Source organism: Streptomyces sp. NC-S4 (genome assembly GCF_054353315.1).
Map to the genome: position 1 here is coordinate 3,922,890 of NZ_CM135937.1, position 23,847 is coordinate 3,946,736.

28 protein-coding genes are annotated in these 23,847 nt (G+C 73.8%); 15 read left to right on the plus strand and 13 right to left on the minus strand.

The genetic code is table 11. The features are described from left to right. Positions 1-11 precede the first annotated feature (11 nt). A complete protein-coding gene (gene thpR, locus ACXNSR_RS17185; RefSeq protein ID WP_458642878.1) occupies positions 12-566 on the plus strand; it encodes an RNA 2',3'-cyclic phosphodiesterase in 555 nt (184 codons plus the stop codon). 183 nt (positions 567-749) lie between these two features. On the opposite strand, the gene ACXNSR_RS17190 is transcribed toward thpR, so the two are convergent. Both ACXNSR_RS17190 and ACXNSR_RS17195 read right to left on the minus strand, forming a co-directional pair. Then, a complete protein-coding gene (locus tag ACXNSR_RS17190) occupies positions 750-1,739 on the minus strand; it encodes an aldo/keto reductase (protein ID WP_458642879.1) in 990 nt (329 codons plus the stop codon). Positions 1,740-1,798: 59 nt separating this feature from the next. Further along, on the minus strand, positions 1,799-2,491 hold the full coding sequence (locus ACXNSR_RS17195; protein ID WP_458642880.1) for a GDSL-type esterase/lipase family protein: 693 nt from the start codon (positions 2,489-2,491) through the stop codon (positions 1,799-1,801). 76 nt (positions 2,492-2,567) lie between these two features. Between ACXNSR_RS17195 and ACXNSR_RS17200 the strand changes: the two genes are divergently transcribed. Then, positions 2,568-3,581, plus strand: a complete 1,014-nt coding sequence (locus ACXNSR_RS17200) for a WD40 repeat domain-containing protein (protein ID WP_458642881.1) — start codon at positions 2,568-2,570, stop codon at positions 3,579-3,581. 342 nt (positions 3,582-3,923) lie between these two features. Here ACXNSR_RS17200 and ACXNSR_RS17205 read toward each other — a convergent pair whose 3' ends face one another. From ACXNSR_RS17205 to ACXNSR_RS17215, 3 genes are all read right to left on the minus strand, one after another. Beyond that, positions 3,924-5,387 (minus strand): flotillin family protein, encoded by a 1,464-nt coding sequence (locus tag ACXNSR_RS17205; protein WP_458642882.1) that lies wholly within the window; start codon positions 5,385-5,387, stop codon positions 3,924-3,926. Positions 5,388-5,514: 127 nt separating this feature from the next. Continuing rightward, complete coding sequence (locus ACXNSR_RS17210) at positions 5,515-5,751, minus strand: hypothetical protein (RefSeq protein WP_458642883.1); 237 nt, start codon at positions 5,749-5,751, stop codon at positions 5,515-5,517. 29 nt (positions 5,752-5,780) lie between these two features. Then, positions 5,781-6,704, minus strand: a complete 924-nt coding sequence (locus tag ACXNSR_RS17215) for a DUF3027 domain-containing protein (protein ID WP_458642884.1) — start codon at positions 6,702-6,704, stop codon at positions 5,781-5,783. Between the two features lie 327 nt (positions 6,705-7,031). Between ACXNSR_RS17215 and ACXNSR_RS17220 the strand changes: the two genes are divergently transcribed. The 4 genes from ACXNSR_RS17220 to ACXNSR_RS17235 all read left to right on the plus strand — a co-directional run bounded on the left by ACXNSR_RS17220 (position 7,032) and on the right by ACXNSR_RS17235 (position 10,690). Further along, on the plus strand, positions 7,032-8,393 hold the full coding sequence (locus tag ACXNSR_RS17220; RefSeq protein WP_458642885.1) for an MFS transporter: 1,362 nt from the start codon (positions 7,032-7,034) through the stop codon (positions 8,391-8,393). 216 nt (positions 8,394-8,609) lie between these two features. Next, entirely contained in the window at positions 8,610-9,101 is a 492-nt protein-coding gene (locus tag ACXNSR_RS17225; RefSeq protein ID WP_150257960.1) for a DUF2771 domain-containing protein, read from the plus strand. Between the two features lie 13 nt (positions 9,102-9,114). After that, on the plus strand, positions 9,115-9,846 hold the full coding sequence (locus ACXNSR_RS17230) for a futalosine hydrolase (protein WP_458642886.1): 732 nt from the start codon (positions 9,115-9,117) through the stop codon (positions 9,844-9,846). Next, the gene (locus ACXNSR_RS17235; RefSeq protein ID WP_458642887.1) at positions 9,827-10,690 is read left to right on the plus strand and encodes a 1,4-dihydroxy-6-naphthoate synthase; all 864 of its coding nucleotides are present in this window, start codon (positions 9,827-9,829) and stop codon (positions 10,688-10,690) included. The genes ACXNSR_RS17230 and ACXNSR_RS17235 overlap by 20 nt, the downstream gene beginning before the upstream one ends. 76 nt (positions 10,691-10,766) lie before the next feature. Here the strand turns inward: ACXNSR_RS17235 and ACXNSR_RS17240 are convergent, their stop codons facing one another. Then, complete coding sequence (locus ACXNSR_RS17240) at positions 10,767-11,150, minus strand: cold-shock protein (RefSeq protein ID WP_030012939.1); 384 nt, start codon at positions 11,148-11,150, stop codon at positions 10,767-10,769. Between the two features lie 178 nt (positions 11,151-11,328). Here ACXNSR_RS17240 and ACXNSR_RS17245 point away from each other — a divergent pair, with 178 nt between their 5' ends. Further along, complete coding sequence (locus tag ACXNSR_RS17245; RefSeq protein ID WP_458642888.1) at positions 11,329-11,580, plus strand: hypothetical protein; 252 nt, start codon at positions 11,329-11,331, stop codon at positions 11,578-11,580. Positions 11,581-11,601: 21 nt separating this feature from the next. On the opposite strand, the gene ACXNSR_RS17250 is transcribed toward ACXNSR_RS17245, so the two are convergent. Further along, a complete protein-coding gene (locus ACXNSR_RS17250; RefSeq protein ID WP_458642889.1) occupies positions 11,602-12,219 on the minus strand; it encodes an HAD family hydrolase in 618 nt (205 codons plus the stop codon). Between the two features lie 168 nt (positions 12,220-12,387). Here ACXNSR_RS17250 and ACXNSR_RS17255 point away from each other — a divergent pair, with 168 nt between their 5' ends. Together ACXNSR_RS17255 and ACXNSR_RS17260 are read left to right on the plus strand one after the other, a co-directional pair. After that, the gene (locus tag ACXNSR_RS17255) at positions 12,388-12,888 is read left to right on the plus strand and encodes a SigE family RNA polymerase sigma factor (RefSeq protein WP_458642890.1); all 501 of its coding nucleotides are present in this window, start codon (positions 12,388-12,390) and stop codon (positions 12,886-12,888) included. Between the two features lie 9 nt (positions 12,889-12,897). Beyond that, positions 12,898-13,740: a hypothetical protein gene (locus ACXNSR_RS17260; RefSeq protein ID WP_458642891.1), complete on the plus strand. Its 843-nt coding sequence runs from the start codon at positions 12,898-12,900 to the stop codon at positions 13,738-13,740. 173 nt (positions 13,741-13,913) lie between these two features. Here ACXNSR_RS17260 and ACXNSR_RS17265 read toward each other — a convergent pair whose 3' ends face one another. Next, complete coding sequence (locus ACXNSR_RS17265; protein ID WP_458642892.1) at positions 13,914-14,936, minus strand: hypothetical protein; 1,023 nt, start codon at positions 14,934-14,936, stop codon at positions 13,914-13,916. Between the two features lie 86 nt (positions 14,937-15,022). On the opposite strand from ACXNSR_RS17265, the gene ACXNSR_RS17270 reads away from it, so the two are divergent. The 3 genes from ACXNSR_RS17270 to ACXNSR_RS17280 are packed head-to-tail and all read left to right on the plus strand — an operon-like array spanning position 15,023 to position 18,416. Next, positions 15,023-17,515, plus strand: coding sequence for a helicase-associated domain-containing protein (locus ACXNSR_RS17270; RefSeq protein ID WP_458642893.1), 2,493 nt, complete (start codon positions 15,023-15,025; stop codon positions 17,513-17,515). A 15-nt stretch (positions 17,516-17,530) separates the two neighbouring features. Further along, positions 17,531-17,818, plus strand: a complete 288-nt coding sequence (locus ACXNSR_RS17275) for a hypothetical protein (RefSeq protein WP_458642894.1) — start codon at positions 17,531-17,533, stop codon at positions 17,816-17,818. Positions 17,819-17,822: 4 nt separating this feature from the next. Then, a complete protein-coding gene (locus ACXNSR_RS17280; protein WP_458642895.1) occupies positions 17,823-18,416 on the plus strand; it encodes a DUF4291 domain-containing protein in 594 nt (197 codons plus the stop codon). A 21-nt stretch (positions 18,417-18,437) separates the two neighbouring features. On the opposite strand, the gene ACXNSR_RS17285 is transcribed toward ACXNSR_RS17280, so the two are convergent. Beyond that, positions 18,438-18,980 carry a DoxX family protein gene (locus ACXNSR_RS17285; RefSeq protein ID WP_458642896.1) on the minus strand — a complete coding sequence of 181 codons (543 nt, stop codon included), beginning with the start codon at positions 18,978-18,980 and terminating at the stop codon, positions 18,438-18,440. Between ACXNSR_RS17285 and ACXNSR_RS17290 the strand changes: the two genes are divergently transcribed. After that, positions 18,979-19,200 (plus strand): hypothetical protein, encoded by a 222-nt coding sequence (locus ACXNSR_RS17290; RefSeq protein ID WP_458642897.1) that lies wholly within the window; start codon positions 18,979-18,981, stop codon positions 19,198-19,200. The two genes, ACXNSR_RS17285 and ACXNSR_RS17290, sit on opposite strands and share 2 nt — an antisense overlap. Positions 19,201-19,237: 37 nt before the next feature. On the opposite strand, the gene ACXNSR_RS17295 is transcribed toward ACXNSR_RS17290, so the two are convergent. Together ACXNSR_RS17295 and ACXNSR_RS17300 are read right to left on the minus strand one after the other, a co-directional pair. After that, a complete protein-coding gene (locus ACXNSR_RS17295) occupies positions 19,238-19,732 on the minus strand; it encodes an N-acetyltransferase (protein WP_458642898.1) in 495 nt (164 codons plus the stop codon). Next, positions 19,729-20,154 (minus strand): thioredoxin domain-containing protein, encoded by a 426-nt coding sequence (locus ACXNSR_RS17300; RefSeq protein ID WP_458642899.1) that lies wholly within the window; start codon positions 20,152-20,154, stop codon positions 19,729-19,731. The genes ACXNSR_RS17295 and ACXNSR_RS17300 overlap by 4 nt, the downstream gene beginning before the upstream one ends. 35 nt (positions 20,155-20,189) lie before the next feature. Between ACXNSR_RS17300 and ACXNSR_RS17305 the strand changes: the two genes are divergently transcribed. Further along, positions 20,190-21,833, plus strand: coding sequence for a DNA repair helicase XPB (locus ACXNSR_RS17305; RefSeq protein ID WP_458642900.1), 1,644 nt, complete (start codon positions 20,190-20,192; stop codon positions 21,831-21,833). On the opposite strand, the gene ACXNSR_RS17310 is transcribed toward ACXNSR_RS17305, so the two are convergent. Both ACXNSR_RS17310 and ACXNSR_RS17315 read right to left on the minus strand, forming a co-directional pair. Next, complete coding sequence (locus tag ACXNSR_RS17310) at positions 21,791-22,558, minus strand: glycosyltransferase 87 family protein (protein WP_458642901.1); 768 nt, start codon at positions 22,556-22,558, stop codon at positions 21,791-21,793. The two genes, ACXNSR_RS17305 and ACXNSR_RS17310, sit on opposite strands and share 43 nt — an antisense overlap. A gap of 47 nt (positions 22,559-22,605) precedes the next feature. After that, positions 22,606-22,785: a hypothetical protein gene (locus tag ACXNSR_RS17315; RefSeq protein ID WP_458642902.1), complete on the minus strand. Its 180-nt coding sequence runs from the start codon at positions 22,783-22,785 to the stop codon at positions 22,606-22,608. A 217-nt stretch (positions 22,786-23,002) separates the two neighbouring features. On the opposite strand from ACXNSR_RS17315, the gene ACXNSR_RS17320 reads away from it, so the two are divergent. Next, on the plus strand, positions 23,003-23,647 hold the full coding sequence (locus ACXNSR_RS17320; protein WP_458642903.1) for a hypothetical protein: 645 nt from the start codon (positions 23,003-23,005) through the stop codon (positions 23,645-23,647). Positions 23,648-23,847 lie beyond the last annotated feature (200 nt).

A 23,847-nucleotide genomic window follows, 5' to 3' on the forward strand; every position in this document is an offset into this window, starting at 1 on the left:
CGCTCGCCGGCATGAGACTGTTCGCAGCCGTCCTGCCACCCGACGCGGCCGTCGCCGAACTGGCCCGGGCCGTCGACCCGCTGCACGACGACCGGCTGACGTGGACCGCGAAAGCGGGCTGGCACTTCACGCTCGCCTTCCTGGGCGAGGTACGGGACGAGGTGCTCCCGGAGCTGCACACCCGCCTGGAGCGGGCCGCCCACCGCACGGCCCCCTTCACACTGCGGCTCCACGGCTGCGGCCACTTCGGGGAGCGCGCCCTGTGGACCGGTGCCGCCGGGGAGCTGCCCGCCCTGCGGATGCTCGCCGAGCGGGCCGACGCCGCCGCCCGGCGGGCCGGCGTACCGATGGGGCAGCACCACCGGTACACCCCGCACCTCACCCTGGCCCGCAGCCGCAGCGCCGCCACCCCGCTGCGGCCCTACCTGGACGCCCTCGCCGACTTCGAGGGCACCCCCTGGCCGGTCGACACCCTGAGCCTGGTCCGCAGCAACCTCCCCGTCAGCGGGGTACCGGGCGAGCAGCCCCGCTACGAGACCGTCGGGGCCTGGCGGCTCGGCGGCTGAACCCGCACGTCCCGCGGCCGGAGCCGGGGGGCGTGCGGGGGAGCCGGCGGGCCGCGTTAGGCTCGACGGGTGGATCCCAAGACCAGAAACCGTGTGATGGCCGGTGTGCTCGTGCTGATGTTCCTCGTCGTGGCCGTGGCGGCTGCCGTCGGCCAATAGCCCCTGCCCTGCCCCGGGCCGGGCCTACCAGGCGAAGGCCTCCGGCGTCGTCCCGGGCCCGGGGAAGATCTCGTCCAGGCCCGCCAGGACCTCCTGCGAGAGCTCCAGCTCCACCGCGCGCAGCGCCGAGTCGAGCTGCTCCTGCGTCCGCGGCCCGACGATCGGCCCGGTGACCCCGGGACGCGTCAGCAGCCAGGCCAGCCCGACCTCGCCCGGCTCCAGGCCGTGCTTGTCCAGCAGGTCCTCGTACGCCTGCACCTGCGCGCGTACGGCGGTGTTCGCGAGCGCGTCCGCCGACCGGCCGGAGGCGCGGCGGCCGCCCTCGACCTCCTTCTTGATGACCCCGCCCAGCAGGCCCCCGTGGAGCGGGGACCACGGGATGACCCCGAGCCCGTACTCCTGGGCGGCCGGGATGACCTCCATCTCGGCGCGCCGCTCGGCGAGGTTGTAGATGCACTGCTCGCTGACCAGGCCGAGCCGGCCGTGGCGGGCCGCGATCTCGTTGGCCTGGGCGATCTTGTAGCCGGGGAAGTTGGAGGAGCCCGCGTAGAGGATCTTGCCCTGCTGGACCAGGACCTCGACGGCCTGCCAGATCTCCTCGAAGGGGGTCCGGCGGTCCACGTGGTGGAACTGGTAGACGTCGATGTAGTCGGTCTGGAGCCGCTTGAGGCTGGCGTCGACGGCCCGCCGGATGTTCAGTGCCGAGAGCCGGTCGTAGTTGGGCCAGGTGTCGCCCTCGCGGGACATGGAGCCGTACACCTTGGTGGCGAGGACCGTCTTCTCGCGGCGGTCGCCGCCCTGGGCGAACCAGGTGCCGATGATCTCCTCGGTGCGGCCCTTGTTCTCGCCCCATCCGTACACATTGGCTGTGTCGAAGTAGTTGATGCCCGCGTCGAGCGCGGAGTCCATGATCGAGTGACTTTCGGGCTCCCCGGTCTGGGGGCCGAAGTTCATGGTGCCGAGAACGAGTCGGCTGACCTTGAGGCCGGTGCGTCCGAGCTGCGTGTACTTCATGGGCCACTAGCCAACTGCTTCGAGTGCGCTCGAAGCAAGACCCCGCCGTGAAGGGCGTGTTACAGCCCCGGGGCCGGGCGGTAGGGGCCGCCGATCCCCCACGCCTGGTGCAGGACGGCCGCGAACTCGCCCGCCAGCCGGTGCTCCCCCGAGGCATTCGGGTGAGTGCCGTCGTAGGTGTCGCGGTGGATGTCGTACGCGTCCGGGCGTGCGGCCAGCAGGACCGGCGAGGCGTCGGTCGTCAGGTCGGCGACCGCCTTCGCGAGGAGCTCGTTGAAACGGGCCACCTCGGCCGCGAAGGGGGCGTCCTCCTCGGCGCGGCTGTTCGGGATGACCGGCAGCAGGACCATGCGGACGGCGGGGCGGGCGGCGCGGGCCCCGTCGACGAACCGGCGGACGTTGGCGGCGGTCTGCTCGGCGTCGGTGTAGAAACCGAGGTCGATCAGCCCGAGGGACACCAGCAGCACGTCGGCGCCGGTGTCGGCGACCGCCGGGCCTATGAGGGGTGCCATGTGCTGCCAGCCCTCGCCCCAGCCGGCCAGGTGCCGGCGGGCGGGCTCCGGGAAGCCCGGGTCGGCGTACGCGTGGCTGGTGGGGGTGTCGGCGACGGTGTCGTACAGCTCGCAGCGCGGACCGACGATGCGGTAGGGGCCGCCGAAGGTCGAGCTGAGGTGCTGCCACATCCGGTAGCGCCAGGTGTAGTCGCCGGCGCGTCCGATGGTCATGGAGTCGCCGACGAACATGAAACGCATCCGGTCATCATCGCGGATCGCGCGACAGAAACCCCTGTGACGCCGGACACGCGGGACGTACTGGCAGGCTGGGGGAATGCGCCTGCCCATGCCGTCCGCCGCCGCGACCGCCGCCGTTGCCACCGTCACCGCCGCCGTCGCCGCCGCACTCGCCGTGCTGCCGGGCCCGGCCCTCGCGGCGGAGACCCCCACCGCGTCCTCCTTCACCATCTCCGACCCGCGGATCAAGGAGTCGAGCGGCCTGGCCGCCAGCCGGATCCACCCGGGCGTGTACTGGACGCACAACGACAGCGACGACGGCCCGTACATCTACGCGGTGGACTCGGCATCGGGCAGGACGGTGGCCCGCGTGACGCTGAAGGGGATCGGCAAGCCGCGCGACGTCGAGGCGATCTCGCTGGGTCCGGACGGGCAGCTCTACGTCGGGGACATCGGCGACAACCGGAACGGCACCTGGGACCACGTGTGGATCTACCGCTTCCCGGAACCGAAGCAACTGGGTGATGTCACGGTCGAGGCCGCGCAGTTCACGGTGAAGTACGCGGACGGGGCGCGCAACGCGGAGGCCCTGATGGTCCATCCGGTGACGGGGCGCGTCTACATCGCGAGCAAGGACGAGAACAAGGGCGGCCTGTACGAGGGCCCCGCGGAGCTGACGACGGGCGGCACGAACGTGTTCCGGCGGGTCGCCGCCGTGCCGTGGGTGACGGACGGGGCGTTCTCGCCCGACGGCACCCGGCTGACGCTGCGGGGCTACTTCACGGCCCGCACCTACCCGTGGAAGGACGGCCTGCCGGTGGGCGAGGGCGAGCGGGTGGACGCGCCGTGGCAGGGCCAGGCGGAGTCGGTGACGTACACGCCGGACGGCTCCACGCTGATGTTCGGCGCGGAGGGCGAGGGCAGCCGGGTCATCGCGGTCCCGGTGGCCGCCGCCGCCCCTTCGGCCTCGGCCTCGCCGCAGCCGGGCGCCCCGGCGGGGGCGGCGCCGGCGATCGAGCCGACGGGCAGCTTCGGCAAGGGCGCCCTCGTCCTGGCGGGCGGCCTGGCCCTGGTCTTCGCCGCGAAACGCCTCTTCCGCCGCCGCGGCTGACCATCCCCGTCCGGCTCCGCCGCCCCCTCCGGCTCCGCCGGGCCATTCCAGCCTCGCCAGGCCCATCCGGCTGCGCCGCACATACAGCCTCGCCGGCGATTGAGGCGCCGTTGCCGGGGGCAGCGCCCCCGGCAACGGCGCCGCGCCGGAAGCCACACGTTCGGCGCCCGCGCCGCTGCCGGGGCTCCGCCCCGGACCCCGCTCCTCAAACGCCGGAGAGGCTGAAATACCTGCCGGCGCCACTCGAGAGGCCGCCCCCGTACACCGGAGGGGCTGGATGTTCCGGCGGAGCCGGATGGGGCCGGGGTGATCCCAGAGGGGCTGAATTGGGCCGGTCGGCGGTTACTCCTCGTGGATCGGGATGCGGCCGTTCGTCGGCAGGGGGGCGGGGGACGGAGTCCCCGGGGTGGGGGGCTGGCCCATCGAGGACAGGAGCTGGCGGGCCAGGCCCAGGCCCGTGCCGCCCATCGTGAGGGCCTTCGCGAACATCTCCGACATGCCCTCGGCCCCGTTCAGCAGGACCATGTGCTCCACGTTCCCGAAGGCCCCCGCGCCCGCCTCCACGATCGCCGGCCAGTTCTCGGCCAGCTGCTGGGCGACGACCGCCTCCTGGTTCTCCGCCAGCGCGGCGGCCCGCGCCTTGATCGCTTCCGCCTCCGCCAGACCGCGGGCCTTCGCCGACTCCGCCTCCGCGAGGCCCCGCGCCTGCGTGGCCGCGGCCTCCGCCTCGCCCGTCGCCCGCGTGGCCTTCGCCGATGCGATGCCCCGCGCCTCCACGGCCTGCGCGTCGGCGGTCGCCGCCGTCGTCACCCGGGTCGCCTCGGCGGCCGCCGCGAGTTCCGTCTCCCGTGCCTTCGCCTGCGCCGCCGAGATCCGCGCGTCGCGCTCGGCCTCGGCCCGCGTGCGGGTCTCGTACGCCGCCGCGTCCGCGGGCTTGCGTACGTCCGCCTGCAGCTGCTGCTCGCGCCGGTGCGCCTCCAGCTCCGCGACCCGGGTCTCCTGGACGACGACCTCCTGGCGGGCGGCCGCCTCCGACAGCGGGCCCGCCTGACGGGCCGTCGCCGCCGCCTTGTCCCGCTCGGCCTGGTAGCCGGCCTGGAGGATCTCGCTGTCCCGCGTCGCCTCGGCCATCCGGGCGAAGGCGGCCTGCTCGGCCTCCGTGGCCAGCCGGTTCGCCTCGGCCTGAGCGATCCGCGCGTCCCGCTGCACGGCCGCCGCGTGCGGCATCGCCAGGTTCTTGATGTAGCCGGTCGGGTCCTCGATCTCGTGGATCTGCAGCGAGTCGACGATCAGGCCGAGCTTCTCCATCTCGGTACCGCACGCCATCCGGGTCTGGCCCGTCAGCTTCTCCCGGTCGCGGATCATGTCCTCGACCGTCAACCCGCCCACGATGGAGCGCAGATGTCCCGCGAAGACGATGTGCACGCGCTCGGGCATCATCTTCTGCTGGTCCAGGAAACGGCGGGCCGCGTTGGCGATCGACACGAGGTCGTCACCGACCTTGAAGATGACGACGCCCTTCACCCGCAGCGGGATGCCCTGGTGGGTGACGCAGTCCACGGACAGCTGTGTCTCGTTGAGGTCCAGGGACAGTTTCCGCACCGCCTGCACGCCCGGGAGTACGAGCGTCCCCCGCCCGGTGACGATCCGGAACCCCATGCCCTGCCCGAGGCCCTCGGTCTTGTGCGTGGAGCCGGAGATGACGAGTGCCTCGTTCGGTTCGGCCACCCGCCACATGAGCTTGAACAGGCCGATCAGAGCCACGATTGCGGCGAGGACGAGTCCCGCCACGACGCCGATAGCCATCGGCAACGCCCCCTTAGCGCGGTGCCGTTCGGCACCGACGAGGCCGAGTCTGCGCCTGCCGCGGCCCCGCCGGAAGATGCGGGCCGCGTCTTGTCGCCATCCTGATACGTACAGGTGGGACGGGGCGTCAGTTGTCGTAGGCGGCCATCACGTACACCGTGCGCGGCGGCAGGTACTCGACCACCGTCACCACGGTCCCGACGGCCAGCCGGCCGGTCCCCGCGACCGGATGGGCGAGGAAGTGCTCCGCCCCGCCCCGGATCCGTACGATGACCTCGCCCACCAGGCCGGGGCCGACCGTCCCGGTGACCCGGCCGGTCATCCCCACCATGTCCATGTCCGTGTCCGCGTCCCTGTCCCCCATGGGGCGAGGGTACGCCGGGCGGCCCGGGCCTACGAGTGGCCGAGGTCCGCGGCCGGCAGGTCCGACTCCGAGACCGGGACCGAGCCGGTGTCGGGAGCGGGCCTCAGGGTGAACTCGTCCGAAGCCATCGAGTCGAGCACCGGCGGGGCCGGGCGCAGCGGCGCCGGCATGACCGCGGCCTCCGAGTGGCCGCCGCAGCCGTAGGACAGCGACACCAGACGGCCGTCGGCGGGGCTGAACTCGTTCGCGCAGACGCCGAAGGCCTGGCCGAGCGAGCCGCCGATGGCGACGAGGAAGCCGCAGGAGAGGCAGGACGCGGGCGCGGCCTGCGCCATCGGGGTCTTGGCGCCGAAGGACTCGTCCCAGCGGTCGGCGGCGGTGTGCAGCCCGTACCGCGAGAGCACGCGCGCACGGCGCATGCCGAGTTCCTCGGCGACCGAGCTGATGGAGCCGCGTACGGGGACCACCACGCGGTCGGTGACGTCGGCGTCCTCGGCCTCGACGAGTTCGGCCATCTCGGTGGAGACGACCGAGTTCGGCGGCGGGGCGTCCTCGCCCGACCAGCCGGGCTCCAGGCGCAGGTCCTCGGCGTCGGTGGGCAGCAGGTCGCCGGGGCCCATGTCGCCGGGGCGCAGCCGCTCGCTCCACGGCACCCACTCGGGGGCGAGCAGCGCGTCGTCGCCGGGGAGCAGCACCGTTTCGTCGAGGGTGACGTTCTTCGCGCGGGAGGCGCGGGTCACGGTGACGGCCCAGCGCCAGCCGCGGTAGCCGGGCTCCTTGGACTCGAAGAAGTGGGTGACGACGCGGTCGCCCTCCGCCACGGCGGAGACGTGCGCGCCGACCACTCCGGGGAAGGCGGCCTCCTCGGCCGCCGCGCGGGCGAGTTCTACCGCCTCGACGCAGAGGCGGTCGGGGGTACGCGGGGTACGGCTTCGCGTCGTCGCAGCACTCACTGGTCTCGTTCTCTCCTACGCCGTCTCACGTGTGCGCCGTCCGTACTGTCGTCCACAACGACCCGTCGGTGCTGTCCTGCGGGGCACGGGCGGAGCGGACCAGAGGGCCGCGTCGACGTCCGCACCCGATCGGACTCCGGGCGCACCTCACTGCGACCCATTCTGCGGGATCACGAAGAGGCGCGCGGCCAGGAGCATCCGCCGGTGGCGCGCTACGCACGCTACCTCCTCTTAAGCCTCGGGCACACATGCAAGGTCCGATTCGCGGACAAGCCACCGGCTGCGCGACGCGCCGGGAGGCGCCCCGGCAGGGCCGGGTGGGGCACTATGTCGAGTGTGGCACCCGTACGGTCGTCCGACGACGGCTCGGGACCGGCCAGGCGGGCCGGCCGGGCTGTCGGGCGTGCGCTGCACCTTCCGGCGCGGGGGATCCGGCGGGCCACGCACGCGCACGGGGCGGGGGAATCGGGCCTCGGGAAGCTGATCGAGCTGCACGCCATCAACGGCGCCGGCGATGTGATGATCACGGTGGCGCTGGCCTCGACGGTGTTCTTCTCCGTTCCCACGGACGAGGCGCGCGGCCGGGTGGCCCTGTACCTGGCGATCACGATGGCCCCGTTCACGGTGCTGGCGCCGGTGATCGGTCCGCTGCTGGACCGGCTGCCGCACGGGCGGCGGGCGGCGATGGCGGCGTCGATGCTGGCGCGTGCGCTCCTGGCGCTGCTGATGTCGGGCGCGGTGGCGACGGGGGGCATCGAGCTGTATCCGGCGGCGCTGGGCGTGCTGGTGGCGTCCAAGGCGTACGGGGTGGTCCGCAGTGCGGTGGTGCCCCGGCTGCTGCCGCCGAAATTCTCACTCGTGAAGGCGAACTCGCGGGTCACGCTGGCCGGTCTGCTGGCGACGGGCGCGGCGGCGCCGGTGGGTGCAGCCCTGCATCTGATCGGGCCGCCGTGGCCGCTGTACGGGGCCTGCGTGATCTTCGTGTGGGGGGCCTTCGCGGCGTTCACGCTGCCGCACAAGGTGGACGAGGCCAAGGGCGAGCGGCGGGCGCGGCTGTCCACGCACGAGGCGCACTCGAAGCGGCCGGGCCTGCGGACGGTCAGCCGGTCGGTGCTGTGCGGGCTGCTGGCGAACGCCTCGATGCGTGCGCTGTCCGGGTTCCTGATCTTCTTCCTGGCGTTCCTGCTGCGCGAGCATCCGGTGGCGGGGCAGAGCGCGGCGGTGTCGCTGGGCATCGTGGGCGTCTCGGCGGGTGTGGGCAACGCCTGCGGTACGGCGGTGGGTGCGTGGCTGCGGGCGCGCGCGCCGGAGGCGATCGTCGCGGCGGTGCTGTGTCTGACGCTGGGCGTGGCGGTGCTCGCGGCGGTGTTCTTCAGCGCGCTGTTCATGGCCGTGCTGGCCGCGACGGCGGGCTTCTGCCAGGCGCTGGCGAAGCTGTCGCTGGACGCGATGATCCAGCGGGACGTGCCGGAGGCGGTGCGGACGTCGGCCTTCGCGCGTTCGGAGACGCTGCTCCAGGTGGCGTGGGTGCTGGGCGGCGCGATCGGCATCGTGCTGCCGCTGAACGGGGTACTGGGGATGTCGGTGGCCGCGGCGATCGTGGCGCTGGGGACGACGATGGCCCTGCGCGGCGTCCTCTCGGCCCCCCGCCCCCACCACCCGGACCCCTCTCGGCCCCGCGTGGCGTAACGATCACCCCCGCCGGCGCTTGAGGCGGTCTTTCAGCCCCGCCGGCGCTTGAGGCGCGGGGGTCCGGGGGCGGCGCCCCCGGCAACGGCGCCGCACCCGGCCGAACCGGCCGAACCGGCCGAACCGGCCGAACCGGCGGAGCCGATCCGCGCCGCGCCGCAGGCCACCGGTACCCCGTGCGGCGGCGCAGCCCACCGGCCCGATAGCCTTCGGCTCATGACCGCACCGCTTTTCTCGGGTAGGGCCCGCCGCAGCGTCGCGGCCCTCGGAGCCGTGTCCGCCGGCCTCCTCCTCCTCTCCGCCTGCGGCGAGAAGCCGACACCGCTGGCGACCGTGACGGTCGGCACCTCGTCGGTGTCCGCCGAAGCCTCCTGCCACAACGACGGCAAGGAGCTCTCCATGGACCAGGTCCAGGAGTGCCTCACCAACCTCAAGAACCCCAAGACCGTCGAGTACGCGCGGGGCGACACCCTGCGTCTCGGGGTCGAGCCGGAGATCGTCGAGGACGGCAAGCGCTGGTCGGCGGTCCTGGACGGCCAGCCGATCACCGAGCCCTCCTCGAACACCTACCGCAGCTTCCCGGGCGCCGACGTCTTCGCGACCGGCGGTCAGGGCGAGGCCCCCTCCTCGAAGAAGCTCGCGTTCCTGCAGATCGCCGAGGACGGCAAGCCGCTCGCCGTCTGGTCCTTCAACCTCAAGCTCAAGTAACCGGGCGGCAGCGGTGCGCGCGCTCGTCGTGACCGCGGTGGCGGCGGAGGCAGACTCCGTCACCACCGGGCTGACCCCTCATCCGGACACGTTCGGTCCTGAGCCACGCACCTTGCCCGGCGGGTACCTCATCAACCGCCGGGACCTTCCGGGCATCGCCTTCGACGTGCTCGTCGGGGGCGTCGGTCCGGCGGCGGCCGCCGCCGGGACCGCCACCGCCCTGGCCCTCGCCGACTACTCGCTCGTCGTCTCCGCCGGCATCGGCGGCGGGTTCGCGCCCGCCGCCCCGCTCGGTTCCCTCGTGGTCGCCGACGCGATCGTGGCCGCCGACCTCGGGGCCGAGACCCCCGACGGCTTCCTCGACGTGACGGAGCTCGGCTTCGGGCACAGCGTGCACCTGCCGCCCGCCGAGCTCGCCACCCGCGCCGCCGAGGCGACCGGGGCGCTGCTCGCGCCCGTGCTGACCGTCTCCACCGTGACCGGGACCGCCGCGCGGGCCGCCGCCCTCGCCGCCCGGCACCCGATGGCCGGGGCCGAGGCCATGGAGGGTTTCGGCGTCGCCGAGGCGGCCGCCGCGCACGGGCTGCCCGTACTGGAGATCCGCGCCGTGTCCAACGCCGTGGGCCCTCGTGACCGTGCCGCCTGGCGGATCGGGGACGCGCTCACCGCGCTCGCCGACGGCTTCCGCGTGCTGGGGCCCGTACTCGCGAACTGGGGAGAACGCCATGAGCACGACCACCGGTGAACCGCTGAGGATCGCCTACTCGCCCTGCCCGAACGACACCTTCGTCTTCGACGCGTGGGCGCACGGCCGGGTGCCGGGGGCGCCCGCCCTCGACGTCACCTTCGCGGACATCGACATCACCAACGGCATGGCCGAGCGCGGCGAGCTGGACGTGCTGAAGGTGTCGTACGCGGTGCTGCCGTGGGTGCTGGATGAGTACGCGCTGCTGCCCTGCGGCGGGGCGCTGGGGCGCGGCTGCGGCCCGCTCGTGCTGACCCGTGAACCGGGGCTCGACCTGACCGGGCGGACGGTGGCCGTGCCGAGCGAGCGCTCCACCGCCTACCTGCTGTTCCGGCTGTGGGCGGCGGACGTGCTGCCGGAGGGCGTCGGCGAGGTCGTCGTCCTGCCGTTCCACGAGATCATGCCGGCGGTCCGCGACGGCCGGGTGGACGCCGGACTGGTCATCCACGAGGCCCGGTTCACCTATCAGGACTACGGGCTGCACTGCCTGGCCGACATGGGTGAGCACTGGGAGTCCACGACCGGCCTGCCGATCCCGCTCGGCGCGATCATCGCCCGGCGTTCGCTGGGCGCGGAGCGGCTGCGCGCGCTGGCCGAGTCGGCCCGTACGTCGGTCCGGATGGCCTGGGACGACCCGGAGGCCTCCCGCCCGTACGTGCGCGCGCACGCCCAGGAGCTGGACCCGGCCGTCGCCGACCAGCACATCGGTCTCTACGTCAACGAGTTCACCGCCGGCCTCGGCGACTCCGGCTACGCGGCGGTGCGCGGGCTGCTCACCCGGGCGGCGGCCGAGGGGCTGGTACCGGCCATCGCGCCCGGTTCGCTGGACTTCCCGCAGGACTGATCGCCCCGCGCACACGGCCGCGCCCCGCCGCTCTTTCGAGTGGCGGGGCGCGGCCGTACGTGTGACGGCGAGGGGCTCAGACGTCGAGCTGGTCGGCGACCGCGCGCAGCAGTCCGGCGATCTTCGTGCCGTGCACCTTGTCGGGGTAGCGGCCGCGCTCCAGCATCGGGGTGATGTTCTCCAGCAGGGTCGTGAGGTCCTGCACGATCGAGGCGAGCTCGTCGGGCTTGCGCCGCTGCGCCGCCGCGACGGAGGGCGCCGGGTCGAGTACCGTCACCGAAAGTGCCTGGTCACCGCGCTGGCCGGCGACGACACCGAACTCGACGCGCTGGCCGGGCTTGAGAGCGTCCACCCCGGCAGGGAGCACCGACGAGTGGACGAAGACGTCGCCGCCGTCGTCGCGGGAGAGAAAGCCGAAGCCCTTCTCGCTGTTGAACCACTTGACCTTGCCGGTAGGCACGTCCGTCCTCTGTCCTTGTGCTCGTCGGGGGTCCGAAGGGCCGCGAACGGCTCCGGACAACAGCGCAGCGGGCCATGAGTGACCCGCCACCTCAAGGCTAATGGTCGGGGGCCGGGTGACAAGACGTTCCCCGGTCCTTCACGGTCGGCTGCTTCGGCCAGGGAACTACCCTGGTGAGGTGACTGTTACTCCTCATTCAGACGAAGCGCGGCCCGGCGACGGACTGGTCAAGGCCGGCGGCATCGTGTTCATCGCCGGGGCCGTGGCCACGCTGGCGACCATGGCTCCGCTCTTCCTCGACATGGAACCGTTCCCGTCGTACGCGTGGGCGGTCTGCATGCTCATGGGCGTCGGCTTCGCCATCTCCGCGGCGGGCGTGCTCCGCTCGGCCGCGGCACAGCGCAGGGCCGCCCGGGCCTCGCAGGCGTAGGCCGTCCCTTCCGGACCGCGATCAGACGGGCTGCGCGGCGACGTACTGCTCGAGCCACTGCGGCAGCGCGGTGAGGTCCGGCAGGACCACGTCCGCGCCCGCCTCGCGCAGTTCCTCCTCCGGGCACGGGCCGGTCGGCACCACCACGGACAGCGCGCCGGCCGTACGGGCCCCGCGTACGTCGCCGACGTGGTCGCCGACGTACACCTGCGCCCCGTACTCGCGCAGCGCACCGGCCTTGGCCTCCGCCCAGAGCCAGCCGATGACGGCGTCAGCCTCGATGCCGAGGTGCGACAGGTGCAGGCGGGCGTTGGGCTCGTGCTTGGCCGTGACGACGATCGCGCGGCCGCCCAGTGCCTGGACGGCCTCGATCGCCTCGCGGGCGCCCGGCATCGCCGGGGTCGGCCCGATGGCGTACGTCGGGTAGATCTCGCGGTAACGGTCGGCCATGGCCGGGATGCGGGCCTCCGGGAACCAGTGCGCGAGCTCCTCCTCCAGCGGCGGGCCCAGCCGGGTGACCGCCTCGTCGGCGTCGATGAAGGTCCCCGTCTCGGCCGAGAGGGCCTGGTAGGCGGCCCTGATCCCCGGGCGCGAGTCGATGAGGGTCATGTCGAGGTCGAAGCCGACGGTGAGGTTCATACCTCCCATTGTGCCGAGGCGGCCGTACGGGAGACCGACTGCGGGCCTACACCGGGGGAACGCCCGCCGAGGACTGCCCGACCGGAATTCCTCGCATCCGTGCTCAACCTTTTCCCGGCGGCAGTGCTCAGGGCAGGGGTGAGAGACACCATGTGAAGGGGAGGGCGGATGCCACCAGGCACCGAGCACGACTTCGAGGCCTTTGCCCGGGCCGGTCAGCGCAAGCTGTACCGGACCGCGTACCTGCTGTGCGGCAACGCCGACGGCGCACGCGATCTGACGCAGACGACGCTCGCGAAACTGTTCCAGCACTGGCGGCGGGCGTCCGCCGCCGAGTATCCCGACGCGTACGCCAGAACCGTGCTGACCCGCACCTTCCTCGCCGAGCGGCGCCGGCGGCTGCGCGACCTGCTGGCCCACCGGCGCGCCGATCCGCCGCCCCGGCCCGAGCACGCCGACCTGCGCGTCACCCTGCTCGCCGCGCTGGCCGAACTCCCGCCGCGGGCCCGCGCCATGGTCGTCCTGCGCTACTGGGAGGACCTGAGCGTCGAGACCGTCGCCGAACTGCTGCGCTGCAGCGAGGGCACGGTCAAGAGCCAGTGCTCGCGCGCCCTGGTGAAGCTGCGCGCGCGGCTCGGCGAGGCCCACATCTACGCGACCGAGAGCTGAGGAGACGCCATGGGTACCAACGAAGACCACAACGAGGACCGGGCCACGGCCGTGCTCGTCCGTGACGCGATGGACCGTGCGCTGGCGGAACTGCCCGCCACGGCGGACCTGGTGGGCCCGGCCCGCGCCCAGGGCCTGCGCCGCAGGGCGCGCGTCCGGGCGGCGATCGGCGGTGCGGTACTGGCCGTGGCCGGGCTCGGCCTGGCCGGAGCCTTCGTCCTGCCGGGCGACGGCGACGACCGGGGGGCGACGGGCTCCACCGGGGTCGTGGACGTGGCCGGGCCGCCGACGAGCTCCGGACCGCCGCCGCCGATCCACCTCGAACCCAGCCCGGGCGAGTCGTCGATGGCCGACCTGCCGCCCGCCGAACGGGCCCGCCTGGAGAACTTCCAGAACCGGGCCGTCGGTGTGCTCCAGCAGCTGCTGCCCCCGTCGGTCGGCACCGTGCAGCGCATCGACCTGGGCGTGCGGCAGTACCAGGGCACCAAGGACGGCAAGACCTTCCGCATCATCTTCTCGGTGCGGCCGTCCGAACCGGGCATGGCGCCCCAGAACTGCCGCGAGATCAAGGGCACGCTCTGCTCGAAGGCCACCCTGCCCGGCGGCATCCGGGCCGATGCGGCCGTCTCGCCGATCAACAACGGCAACGTCACCGAGTCCCGGGTCTGGTTCCGTTACGGAGCCAGCGACGTCTCGCTGAGGGTCGGCCCGCACGACGCGTCGAACACCTCGGCGCCCGTCACCGCCCAGCAGCTCCTCGACGTCGCCGGGTCCTCCGCCTTCCTCGACCTGGTCAAGGCGGCCGACCGCGACCCGGTGGAGGAGATGCAGCGCACGGTCATCGGCGGCTGACCGGACGAGCTGGGCCGTCTCTTGCGGATCTTGTCGGCCGGGCCCGCGGCGTCCGGTGCCGTACCCGGCAAGGCGGAGGGGCGCCCGCGTACTGGGCGTACCCGGGCGCCCCGACAACGCGGCCGGGTGCGGTGCCGGGCGTCGCGGGCCCGGCAAGATCCGCAAGGGACGGCCTAGCGCCGCCGCGCCCGCCACACCAGGTAGGCCGCGGAGGCCAGCGCGGCGACCCGCAGGACCCAGGGCCACATCCCGTGCAGCGCCCCGCTCAGCTGGTCGTCGGACAGGGCCTGACCCCACTTGCCGTTCATCCGGCCCCACACCCACAGCACCGCCGCCGCGAGCACCGCGCCGGGCGGGCCGAAGACCGCCCATTTGCGCTCGGCCGGCCCGAGCACGCGCGAGGCGTACGGAAGGAGCCAGCCGACCACGAGGAGCAGCCAGTAGCCGGTGACCACGCCGACGACGAGGACGGCCGCCGCCAGCAGCAGGAAGGCGTTCGGCCGGGGGCGGGCGGCCGGGGCCGCCGGGGCTTCCGGGGCGGCGGCCCCGGCCGCCGCGTCCTTCTTCGCGCGCCGCCGCTCGCGCAGGAACCGTACGAGGCTCCGCGCGCGCCCCTCGCCCTCCCCGGGCGCGGCCGGGGCCGGTGCCGCGGCCCCGTCCGCGTCCCCGTCCCGCGGGTCGTCATCCGGTCCGTCCTTGAACAGGTCCGGGATCTCGATGCCGCCCGCGAAACCCTCGACCTGCGGGCCCGCCCCGTACGTGCCCGGGCTCAGCCGCCACCAATCGGGCTCGGCGCCGCCGGAGGGGCCGAGCTCGTCCAGCCCGGCCAGGTGCGGCGGCACGTTCTCGGGCTCCGCCGCCGGGCGGGCCGGGGGCGCGTTCCGGCCGCGCAGCCGGCCCGGTCCCCGCTGGACGGGGACCGACAGGCCGGCGTCGGCGGGGGCCGCGGGGGCGGGGGCCGCGCCCTGCCGGGAGCCGAGGGTCTCCAGGACCTCCTCGGGCGTGCCGATCCGCTCCAGGATGCGCCGTACGGCGGCCGGGGTGTCCGGGTCGTACTTGGCGCGCCGACGGTCGATCTCGTCCCGCAGCCCCGACACCAGCCGCATCCGGTCACCGGAGGACAGGTGCCGCTGTTGCGCCAAGTCCCCGACGCGGCTCAGATATTCGTAGACCAGATGGTCGCTTTCGATCCCCACGCCCAGGCTCCTCCCTTACCCCCTGTCCCGAAGGTAGCGCGTGCGCCCGTGGAGCTGCTGCGGGCGCAGCGGATACCGTTGACCGGATGGGGACCGGCCGACTGACCGGCCGACGCGACCAGGAGGCGACTGTGCCCGAGGCAAGCACTGCGGCGGGATCCGCCGGCGGGAGCCCGGCGGGAAGCTCCCCGCGCTCACTCGCCGAGGCGCTGCGCGCCCGTGACGACGTGGCGCTCGCGGCCCTGTTGCGCGCCCGCCCGGACCTGCTGGGGCCGGTGCCCGGCGACGTGACGCAGCTGGCCACCCGGGCCGGGACCCGGGCGTCGGTGGTGCGCGCCCTGGACCGGCTGGACCGGTTCGCCCTGCAGACCGCCGAGGCCCTCGCGGTGGGCCCGGACCCGTGCCCGTACCCGGTCCTGGAGGGGCTGCTGACGGGCGGCGAGGACGAACGGGCCCGCGCCGCGCTCCCCGGCGCCCTGGCCACCCTGCGCGACCAGGCCCTGGTGTGGGGCGACGAGGAGCGGCTCCGGCTGGTCCGCACCGCGCGCGAGCTGCTCGCCCCCTCGGCCTCCCGGCCCTCCCCGACCGGGCTGGGGCCGACCGTCGCTGAGGCCACGGCCGGGATGTCGCCGACCCGGGTGCAGGAGATCGTGGCGGCCGTCGGGCTGCCCGCCACCCACGACCCGGTGTCCGCGGTGACCGCGCTGACCGGGCTGTTCACCGACCCGGTGCGGATGTCGGCACTGCTGGACGAGGCTCCGGCGGAGGCCCACCAGGTGCTGGGGCGGCTCGTGTGGGGGCCGCCGTACGGGGAGGTCACCCCGAACCCGACGCCGCCGGTGCGCTGGCTGCGCGACCGGGGGCTGCTGCTGCCCGCGACGGCGCGGACCGTCGTACTGCCCCGCGAGGTGGCGCTGCACCTGCGCGGCGGGCTCGCGCACCGGGACACCGCGCCGGTGGCCCCGCCGGTGCCCGCGCACCGCGAGCACCGTCCACAGCTTGTGGACGCGAACGCCGCCGGGCAGGCGCTGGCCGCGCTGGCCACCGTCGAGGAACTGGTGAAGTCCTGGGAGCACGCCGGTCCGCCGGTGCTGCGGGCGGGCGGGCTCTCCGTACGGGACCTCAAGCGGGCCGCGGCCGCGCTGGACACGACCGAGCAGCAGGCGGCCTTCTGGGCCGAACTGGCCTACGCGGCCGGTCTGCTGGCCAGCGACGGGGAGGCGGACGAGCGGTACGCGCCCACCCCGGCCTTCGACGACTGGCTCGAACTGCCGCCCGCCGAGCGCTGGTCGCGGCTCGCGACGGCCTGGCTGCCGGCCACCCGCACGGCCCCGCTGGTCGGCGAGCAGGACGCCAAGGGGCGCACGCTGTCCGCGCTCGGCCCCGAACTCGACCGCTCCGCCGCGCCCGAGGTGCGCCGGCGCGTGCTGGAGCTCCTCGGGGAGCTGCCCGAGGGTGCCTCGCCCGATCCGGAGTCCCTGCTGGCCCGGCTCGCGTGGGAGCGTCCCGTACGCGGGGCGAGCGATCTGCGGGCCCGGCTCGCGCACTGGGCGCTGGCGGAGGCGGAGGTCCTCGGCGTGACCGGCCGGGGCGCCCTGTCCGGGCCCGGCCGGGCCCTGCTGGAGCACCGCGACCCGGCGCCGCTGCTGGCTCCGCTGCTGCCGGAGCCGGTGGACCACGTGCTGCTCCAGGCCGACCTGACGGCGGTGGCCCCGGGACCGCTGCGCCGCCCGCTGGGCGACACCCTGGCCGTACTCGCGGACGTGGAGTCGAAGGGCGGGGCGACGGTGTACCGGTTCACGCCGGGCTCGGTGCGCCGGGCCCTGGACGCCGGCCATGCCGCGGCCGACCTGCACGCCTTCCTCAAGGAGCACAGCCGTACCCCGGTGCCGCAGCCGCTGGCCTATCTGATCGACGACGTGGCCCGCCGGCACGGACACCTGCGGGTCGGCGCGGCCTCCTCGTACGTGCGCTGCGACGACGACGCGATGCTGGGCGAGATCCTGGCCGACAAGCGCTCGGCCGGGCTGGGGCTGCGCCGCCTCGCGCCGACGGTGCTGGCGGCGCAGGCGGATCCGACCGTCCTGCTGGAGGGGTTGCGGGCGATGGGCTACGCGCCGGCCGCGGAGTCCCGTACCGGCGACGTGCTGGTGGCACGGGCCGACGCCCACCGCACCCCGGCCCGTTCGGCACCCGTACCGGTGCCGGAGGGTCCGCCGGTGCCGGACGCGACGCTGCTCGCGGCCGCGGTGCGGGCGATCCGCGCGGGCGACGTGGCGGCGACGGCGGTGCGCAAGGAGCCCGCGACGTCCTCCGCCGCCGGGACCGGGGTGCCGGGCGAACTGCCGCGCACGAGCGCGGCGGAGACCCTCGCGACGGTGCAGGCGGCCGCGCTGACCGGGTCGGCGGTGTGGATCGGGTACGTGAACGCGGAGGGCGCGGCGAGCCAGCGGGTCATCGCGCCGGTCCGGGTGGAGGGCGGCTTCGTCACGGGGTACGACCACACGGCGGACGAGGTACGGACGTACGCGCTGCACCGGATCACCGGTGTCGCGGAACTGGCGGACGACCAGGTGTAGGGCGGAGGGGTTCCGGTGGGGCGGACGGTCACGGTGCAGGGTGTGGTGTTCGAGCTCGACCAGGTGGTCGAGGTGCATCTGCAGCGGGGTTACACGGGCGGGGTGCTGGATCTGCGGACGGCGGACGGCGGGCAGTTCACCTTCGAGCTGTCGATCCGCGACTCGGCGGCCGACCACGAGGCGTACCTGGTGCTGAAGTACGAGTCCGGCTGCTACACGGAGACGCGGCCGTCCTGGGGCGGCTCGCGGTCCGCGCCGGCGCCGAAACCCGATGGCCGTCGGGATGACGAGCCGCCATCCTGAGCGCATGTCCGACGATGTACCGAACCGCCAGATCCGGGCGGCGCACACCGACACCACGATCACGGTGTACCAGGCCTACTCCCCCGCGCTCGGGGTGCCGGCCGCCCGTGACGGCCGCTTCCCGCCCGCCTGGAAGCGCGAGCGGATGACGTGGATCAAGCCGTCGTTCCTGTGGATGATGTACCGCTGCGGCTGGGCGACCAAGACCGACCAGGAGACGGTGCTGGCGGTCGAGATCACCCGCGAGGGCTTCGACCGGGCGCTGCGCGACTCCTGCCTGTCGCACTACGTGCCGGGTGTGCACGGGGACCAGGCTGCCTGGAAGAAGGCACTGCTCGGGGCCCCGGCCCGGGTCCAGTGGGACCCGGAGCGGGACCTGAGGCTGAATCCGCTGCCGTACCGCTCGCTGCAGCTGGGCCTGTCCGGTCCGGCGTCGCGGGCGTACGCCGACGAGTGGACGGTCGCCATCCGCGACGTGACCGGGCTGGCCCGTGAGATCCGCGGCCTGCTCGGGGCCGGGGACGAGGCGGCGGCGCGCGCCCTGCTGCCCGTGGAGACCCCGTACCCGGCGGCTCCGCTGCCCCACCTGGGGGCGTAGCCGGGGGCGTGGCGGGGCGGTTCAGTCGCGGACGAGCAGGACGACGAATCCCACGACGGCGCCCAGCAGCAGGGCGAGCAGGGAGTAACGCGGCCGGTTCTCGCGCAGCACCGGAAGGTGGTGGTCGACGGAGAAGCGGCCCGGCCCGGTGAGGGTGAGGGCGACGATCGCGGCGAACAGCACCACTTCGAGTTCCACGCCCTTGGGCGGGAAGTAGGCGCTCAGGCCCCGGACGTCGAGGATGTTGATGAAGGTGCCGGTCAGGGCCGCTCCGGCGAGCGGGGTGAGCAGGCCGAGGGCGAGGCCGAGGCCGCCCAGGGTCTCGGCGAGACCGGCGATGACGGCCATGGCGTCCCCGGCGGGGTAGCCGGCCATCGTGAAGCCCTTGCCGGTCGCGGTGAGGCCCGGGCCGCCGAACCAGCCGAAGAGCTTCATCGTGCCGTGGCCGGCCATGCTGAGGCCGACGACGAGCCGGAGCAGGAGCAGGCCGGTGTCGTGGGTGACGGTGGTGGCGGGAGCCGAGGGGGTGCCGAGCAGCGTGCGGTCCCAGCTTGCTTGCGTCATGAGGCACCCTAGAACGCCCGCCGGTGACGCCCCGGGAGCGACGTCGCCGCCCGGCCCGTGGGACCTCGGCGTCTACCCGTTCGGCCCTGGAACGTGCGAACGCACCCCCGGCAAGGGGCCCCTCGCCCTCGCCCCCGACCGGCGCGGCGATGCCCCCGCCACCGCCGTGGAGCCTCGGTCCGCCGCGCCGAAGCGTCGCTGGTGGCAGCGGCGCAGCTGATGCGGCCGGTCGGCGCGGCCACCGGCGAACACCGGTCTCATCTGGGGGCGTAGTCGATCCGCCCGGCATCGAAGGGCCACGCCTCGTGGAGCCAGCGGGTGATCCGCTCGTGGACCCGGGCGTCCAGCGCGGCCCGGTCGGCGCGCACCCAGTGGCTGACCGCGACCCGGCCGGGGGCTTCCCGGGAGCCGTGGACGTACAGGCAGCCGATCACCTCGCCGCCGCCGCCGTCGCCTTCGCCTTCGCCTTCGCCTTCCAGGAGGCTGTAGGCGAAGGCGACGCGCTCCTCGAACTCCCGCGCGTGCCGGACCAGGTCGGCCAGGTTCTCCTCGGCGGTCATCCCCGCCACCGGCGGCCAGCCCCGCCCCACGAATCCGGGGGTCGCCCTGATGTGCGCGATGCTCCCGGTCCAGGCGGCGAGGTCGCGCTCGTTGTGCTCGGCACCGAGCGGCTCCAGCCGGAAGCCGTCGGCGACGAGGGTCCGCGGTACCGCGAAGTCGGCGGGCACGAAGGGCTGCTGATCATGGCTCATGCCAGGACGGTACGTGCCTGCCCCGCCAGGGTCAGCAGCTTTTCCACCGGCCACCGGTCGTCCGCGTGCACCCCGTAACCGGCGGCCAGGACACGTCCGTCGGGCGCGATCAGGAAGTCCGCCGGCAGTCCGAGCCGCCCGCCGTCCTGGCCCGGCGTCGGCGGCTTCGCCCGGCCGCGCAGGATGTCGAGCGTGCCGGCGGCGATCGCCCGCCAGGCGCGCGCGGCCAGCAGGGCGCGGTAGGACGACTCGACGCCGAACTCCGCGTACAGCCGCTTGCGGGGGTCCGCGACGACGGCGAAGGGCAGGTCGGCCACGTGCTCGCGCAGTTCACCGGCGGTCTCGCCCTGCTGCTGGACGGCCTGACCGGCTGACCGGCCGCCGAAGCGCCTTGTTCCCAGCTTCCGCGCCGTACGGCACACTGGAGGTTTGACCTGAATGAAACGGGGCGCCGCGCGTGAATGGTCCACTCATCGTCCAGAGCGACAAAACCCTCCTTCTCGAAGTCGACCACGAGCTCGCCGGAGCCGCCCGGCGTGCCATCGCCCCCTTCGCCGAGCTGGAGCGGGCCCCCGAGCACATCCACACCTACCGGATCACCCCGCTCGGACTGTGGAACGCCCGGGCAGCCGGCCATGACGCCGAGCAGGTCGTCGACGCGCTCGTCGAGTACTCCCGCTACCCCGTCCCGCACGCGCTCCTCGTCGACGTCGCCGAGACCATGGCGCGCTACGGCCGCCTGACCCTCACCAAGCACCCCGTGCACGGACTGGTGCTGACCAGCACCGACCGGCCGGTGCTGGAGGAGATCCTGCGGTCCAAGAAGATCGCCCCGCTCGTCGGTGCGCGGCTCGACGCCGACACCGTGGCCGTGCACCCCTCCGAGCGCGGGCAGATCAAGCAGACGCTCCTCAAGCTGGGCTGGCCCGCCGAGGACCTCGCCGGTTACGTGGACGGCGAGGCGCACCCGATCGACCTGGCCGAGGACGGCTGGGCGCTGCGGCCGTACCAGCAGCAGGCCGTCGAGGGCTTCTGGCACGGCGGCTCCGGTGTGGTCGTCCTGCCCTGCGGCGCCGGCAAGACGCTGGTCGGCGCCGGGGCCATGGCGATGGCCAAGGCGACGACGCTGATCCTGGTGACGAACACCGTCTCGGCCCGCCAGTGGAAGCACGAGCTGGTCAAGCGGACGTCGCTGACGGAGGACGAGATCGGCGAGTACTCCGGCACCCGCAAGGAGATCCGGCCCGTCACCATCGCCACCTACCAGGTCCTGACGACGAAGCGGAAGGGCGTCTACCCGCACCTGGAGCTCTTCGACTCCCGGGACTGGGGCCTGATCGTCTACGACGAGGTGCACCTGCTGCCCGCGCCGGTCTTCAAGTTCACCGCCGACCTCCAGGCGCGGCGCCGGCTCGGCCTGACCGCGACACTGGTGCGCGAGGACGGGCGGGAGTCGGACGTCTTCTCCCTCATCGGGCCGAAGCGGTTCGACGCCCCGTGGAAGGAGATCGAGGCGCAGGGCTACATCGCGCCCGCCGACTGCGTGGAGGTCCGGGTCAATCTGACGGAGTCGGAGCGGCTCGCGTACGCGACGGCCGAGACGGAGGAGAAGTACCGCTTCTGCGCGACGACGGCGACGAAGCGCAAGGTCACCGAGGCGCTGGTGGCCAAGCACCGCGGTGAGCAGACCCTCGTCATCGGGCAGTACATCGACCAGCTCGACGAACTGGGCGAGCACCTGGACGCCCCCGTCATCAAGGGCGAGACCTCCAACGCGCAGCGCGAGAAGCTCTTCGACGCCTTCCGCGAGGGCGAGATCAGCGTGCTGGTCGTCTCGAAGGTCGCGAACTTCTCCATCGACCTGCCGGAGGCCACCGTCGCCATCCAGGTGTCGGGCACCTTCGGCTCCCGCCAGGAGGAGGCCCAGCGCCTGGGCCGCGTGCTGCGGCCGAAGGCGGACGGCCACGAGGCGCGGTTCTACTCGGTCGTCGCGCGCGACACGATCGACCAGGACTTCGCGGCGCACCGTCAGCGGTTCCTCGCCGAGCAGGGGTACGCCTACCGGATCATGGACGCCGACGAGCTGCTGGCGAGCGACTGACTCCGGCACGCGCGGGCGGTCAGGACGGCGAGTAAGGGAGCGCACCAGACCCACAGCGGCGGCCAGTCCAGCACGAGGACCCGGGCCGCGTCCGCCAGGTGCCGGGTCCAGAACTCGGCGGAGGCTTCCGGCAGGACCACCAGCCCGAGCAGGACGGTCCCGGCCGAGGCCGCCAGCGCGGTGAGCCCGGCGCGGACGCGGCGGGTCAGCAGGAGGTACGCGGTGATGGCCGCCGGGGCGAGGGTGATCCCGGCGGCCACGCCCAGCGCGAAGCCCTTGCCGAGCGCGGAGCGCGGCCTGCCGAGGTCCCACAGGACCAGGCAGGCGAGAGCCAGGTTGATCAGCCCGGCCAGCGGCGCCTGGAACAGCGGCTGCAGCCACAGCCCGGCGATGGTGGCGGCGAGCACCGGCCCGGGCCGGGACCGGAGTCCCGCGAGGCGGCAGGACAGGGTGATCAGCAGGGCGAGCAGGCCGGCGTTGCCGAGGACGAGGACGGCCTTCAGCGCGCCGCTCGGCAGCCACGCGGCGGGGGTGAACAGGATCGCCGCGAACGGCGGATACGTGGCGGTCGGCCCCCACTCGGCGGCGGAGAGACCCTGGACGAGGGCGTCGGCCACCGGAATGCGCAGGGCGATGCAGAGCACGCCGAGCAGCAGCAGCGAGCCGGTCAGCAGCACACCGGCGAGGGACGACGGTGAGCGGCTGGGAACGGGACTCCAAGTCACCCGCGTGACCCTAGTGGATCAGTACGGGTGCTGGGCGGGGCCCGAGGTCAGTGGCGTATGACGCCCGCGTCCTCGGTGTATTCACCGAGCACGACGACGCTCACGGCGGTCGCCGCGAAGATCTTGACGGCGCGCAGCATGCCGCCGAGGCCGGTGCGCGGAAGGGAGTCGGAGTCGGCGCCGCTAGGACGGCCGCCCTGGATCGAGGAGAAGGTTGCGGGGCTCATGTGTCCATGGTGCGTTTTCGCGCCGCGTCGCACATCGCTCCCGGGAGGGAACCTCACAGCCCCCGGGGTCCTCCTCCCGTCGCATGCGCACCCCTAGGGGTGGATACCAAGGTCTGACACTCCGGGGTACGACACCCGTCCGGATGCACGGGGACCCGTCGGGACGGACTCTGGGAAGGTCCGCGGTACCGGCGACCACGCCATGGGAGTGATCCGCATGACCCACTGTTCCCGGACGCGGCGCCTCGCGCTGCTCTCCGCATCGACAGCCCTGGTCACGGCCGGGCTGCTGCCGTCCGCCCCCGCATCCGCCGCCCCGGCGGCACCCGCCGCGGCACCCGCCGCGGCCGTCGCTGCCGCCCCCACGCCCACGCCCACCCCGCCGTCCACCCCACCCGCCCAGGGCCCGGTGAAGACCACCGATCCCCCCAGCGGCATCACGGCCGAGCTTCCCGGAAAGGCCGAGGTCCGCATGGGTGCCATCCCCATGGAGGGCGACTCCGTCGACACCCGCGTGTACGGGGTGGAGACCCCGGACGGAGCCACCGGCTTCGCCGTCTACGACATGCCGGGTGACCGGATCCCGCTCGAAGACGCCCTCAAGGGCTTCATCGACGCGTACGGCCTGACCGGCGGCGGGACCCTGACCAGCGAGAACGTCCGCAAGACGACGGTGGACGGGCACCCGGCCCTCGATGCGGACCTCTCCGGCGAAGGCGCCGACGGGACTGCGGTCGGCTCCATCCGCTTCATCTCCGACGACGACCATCTCGTCATGGCCCTGACCTACGGCCCCGAGAAGGACGAGAAGGACCTGCGAGCGATGCACCAGCAGCTCCTCGACTCCCTCCAGATCCCCTGACCCCCTGATCCCCCCAAACCCCTGATCCCCCCAATCCCCTGATCCCCCGCCGCCGATATTCGTTCGCGCCGCACCGCCCAGCTGGCTAGAATCTCCGCTCTTGCCGCCTCCCACCGCCTCATCGGGGAGAGCCGCCCTCCGGCCGGAAACCGGCGGGCCATCTGTTCCGCATCCACCAGCTGGAGGCAGTTCCGTGCCCG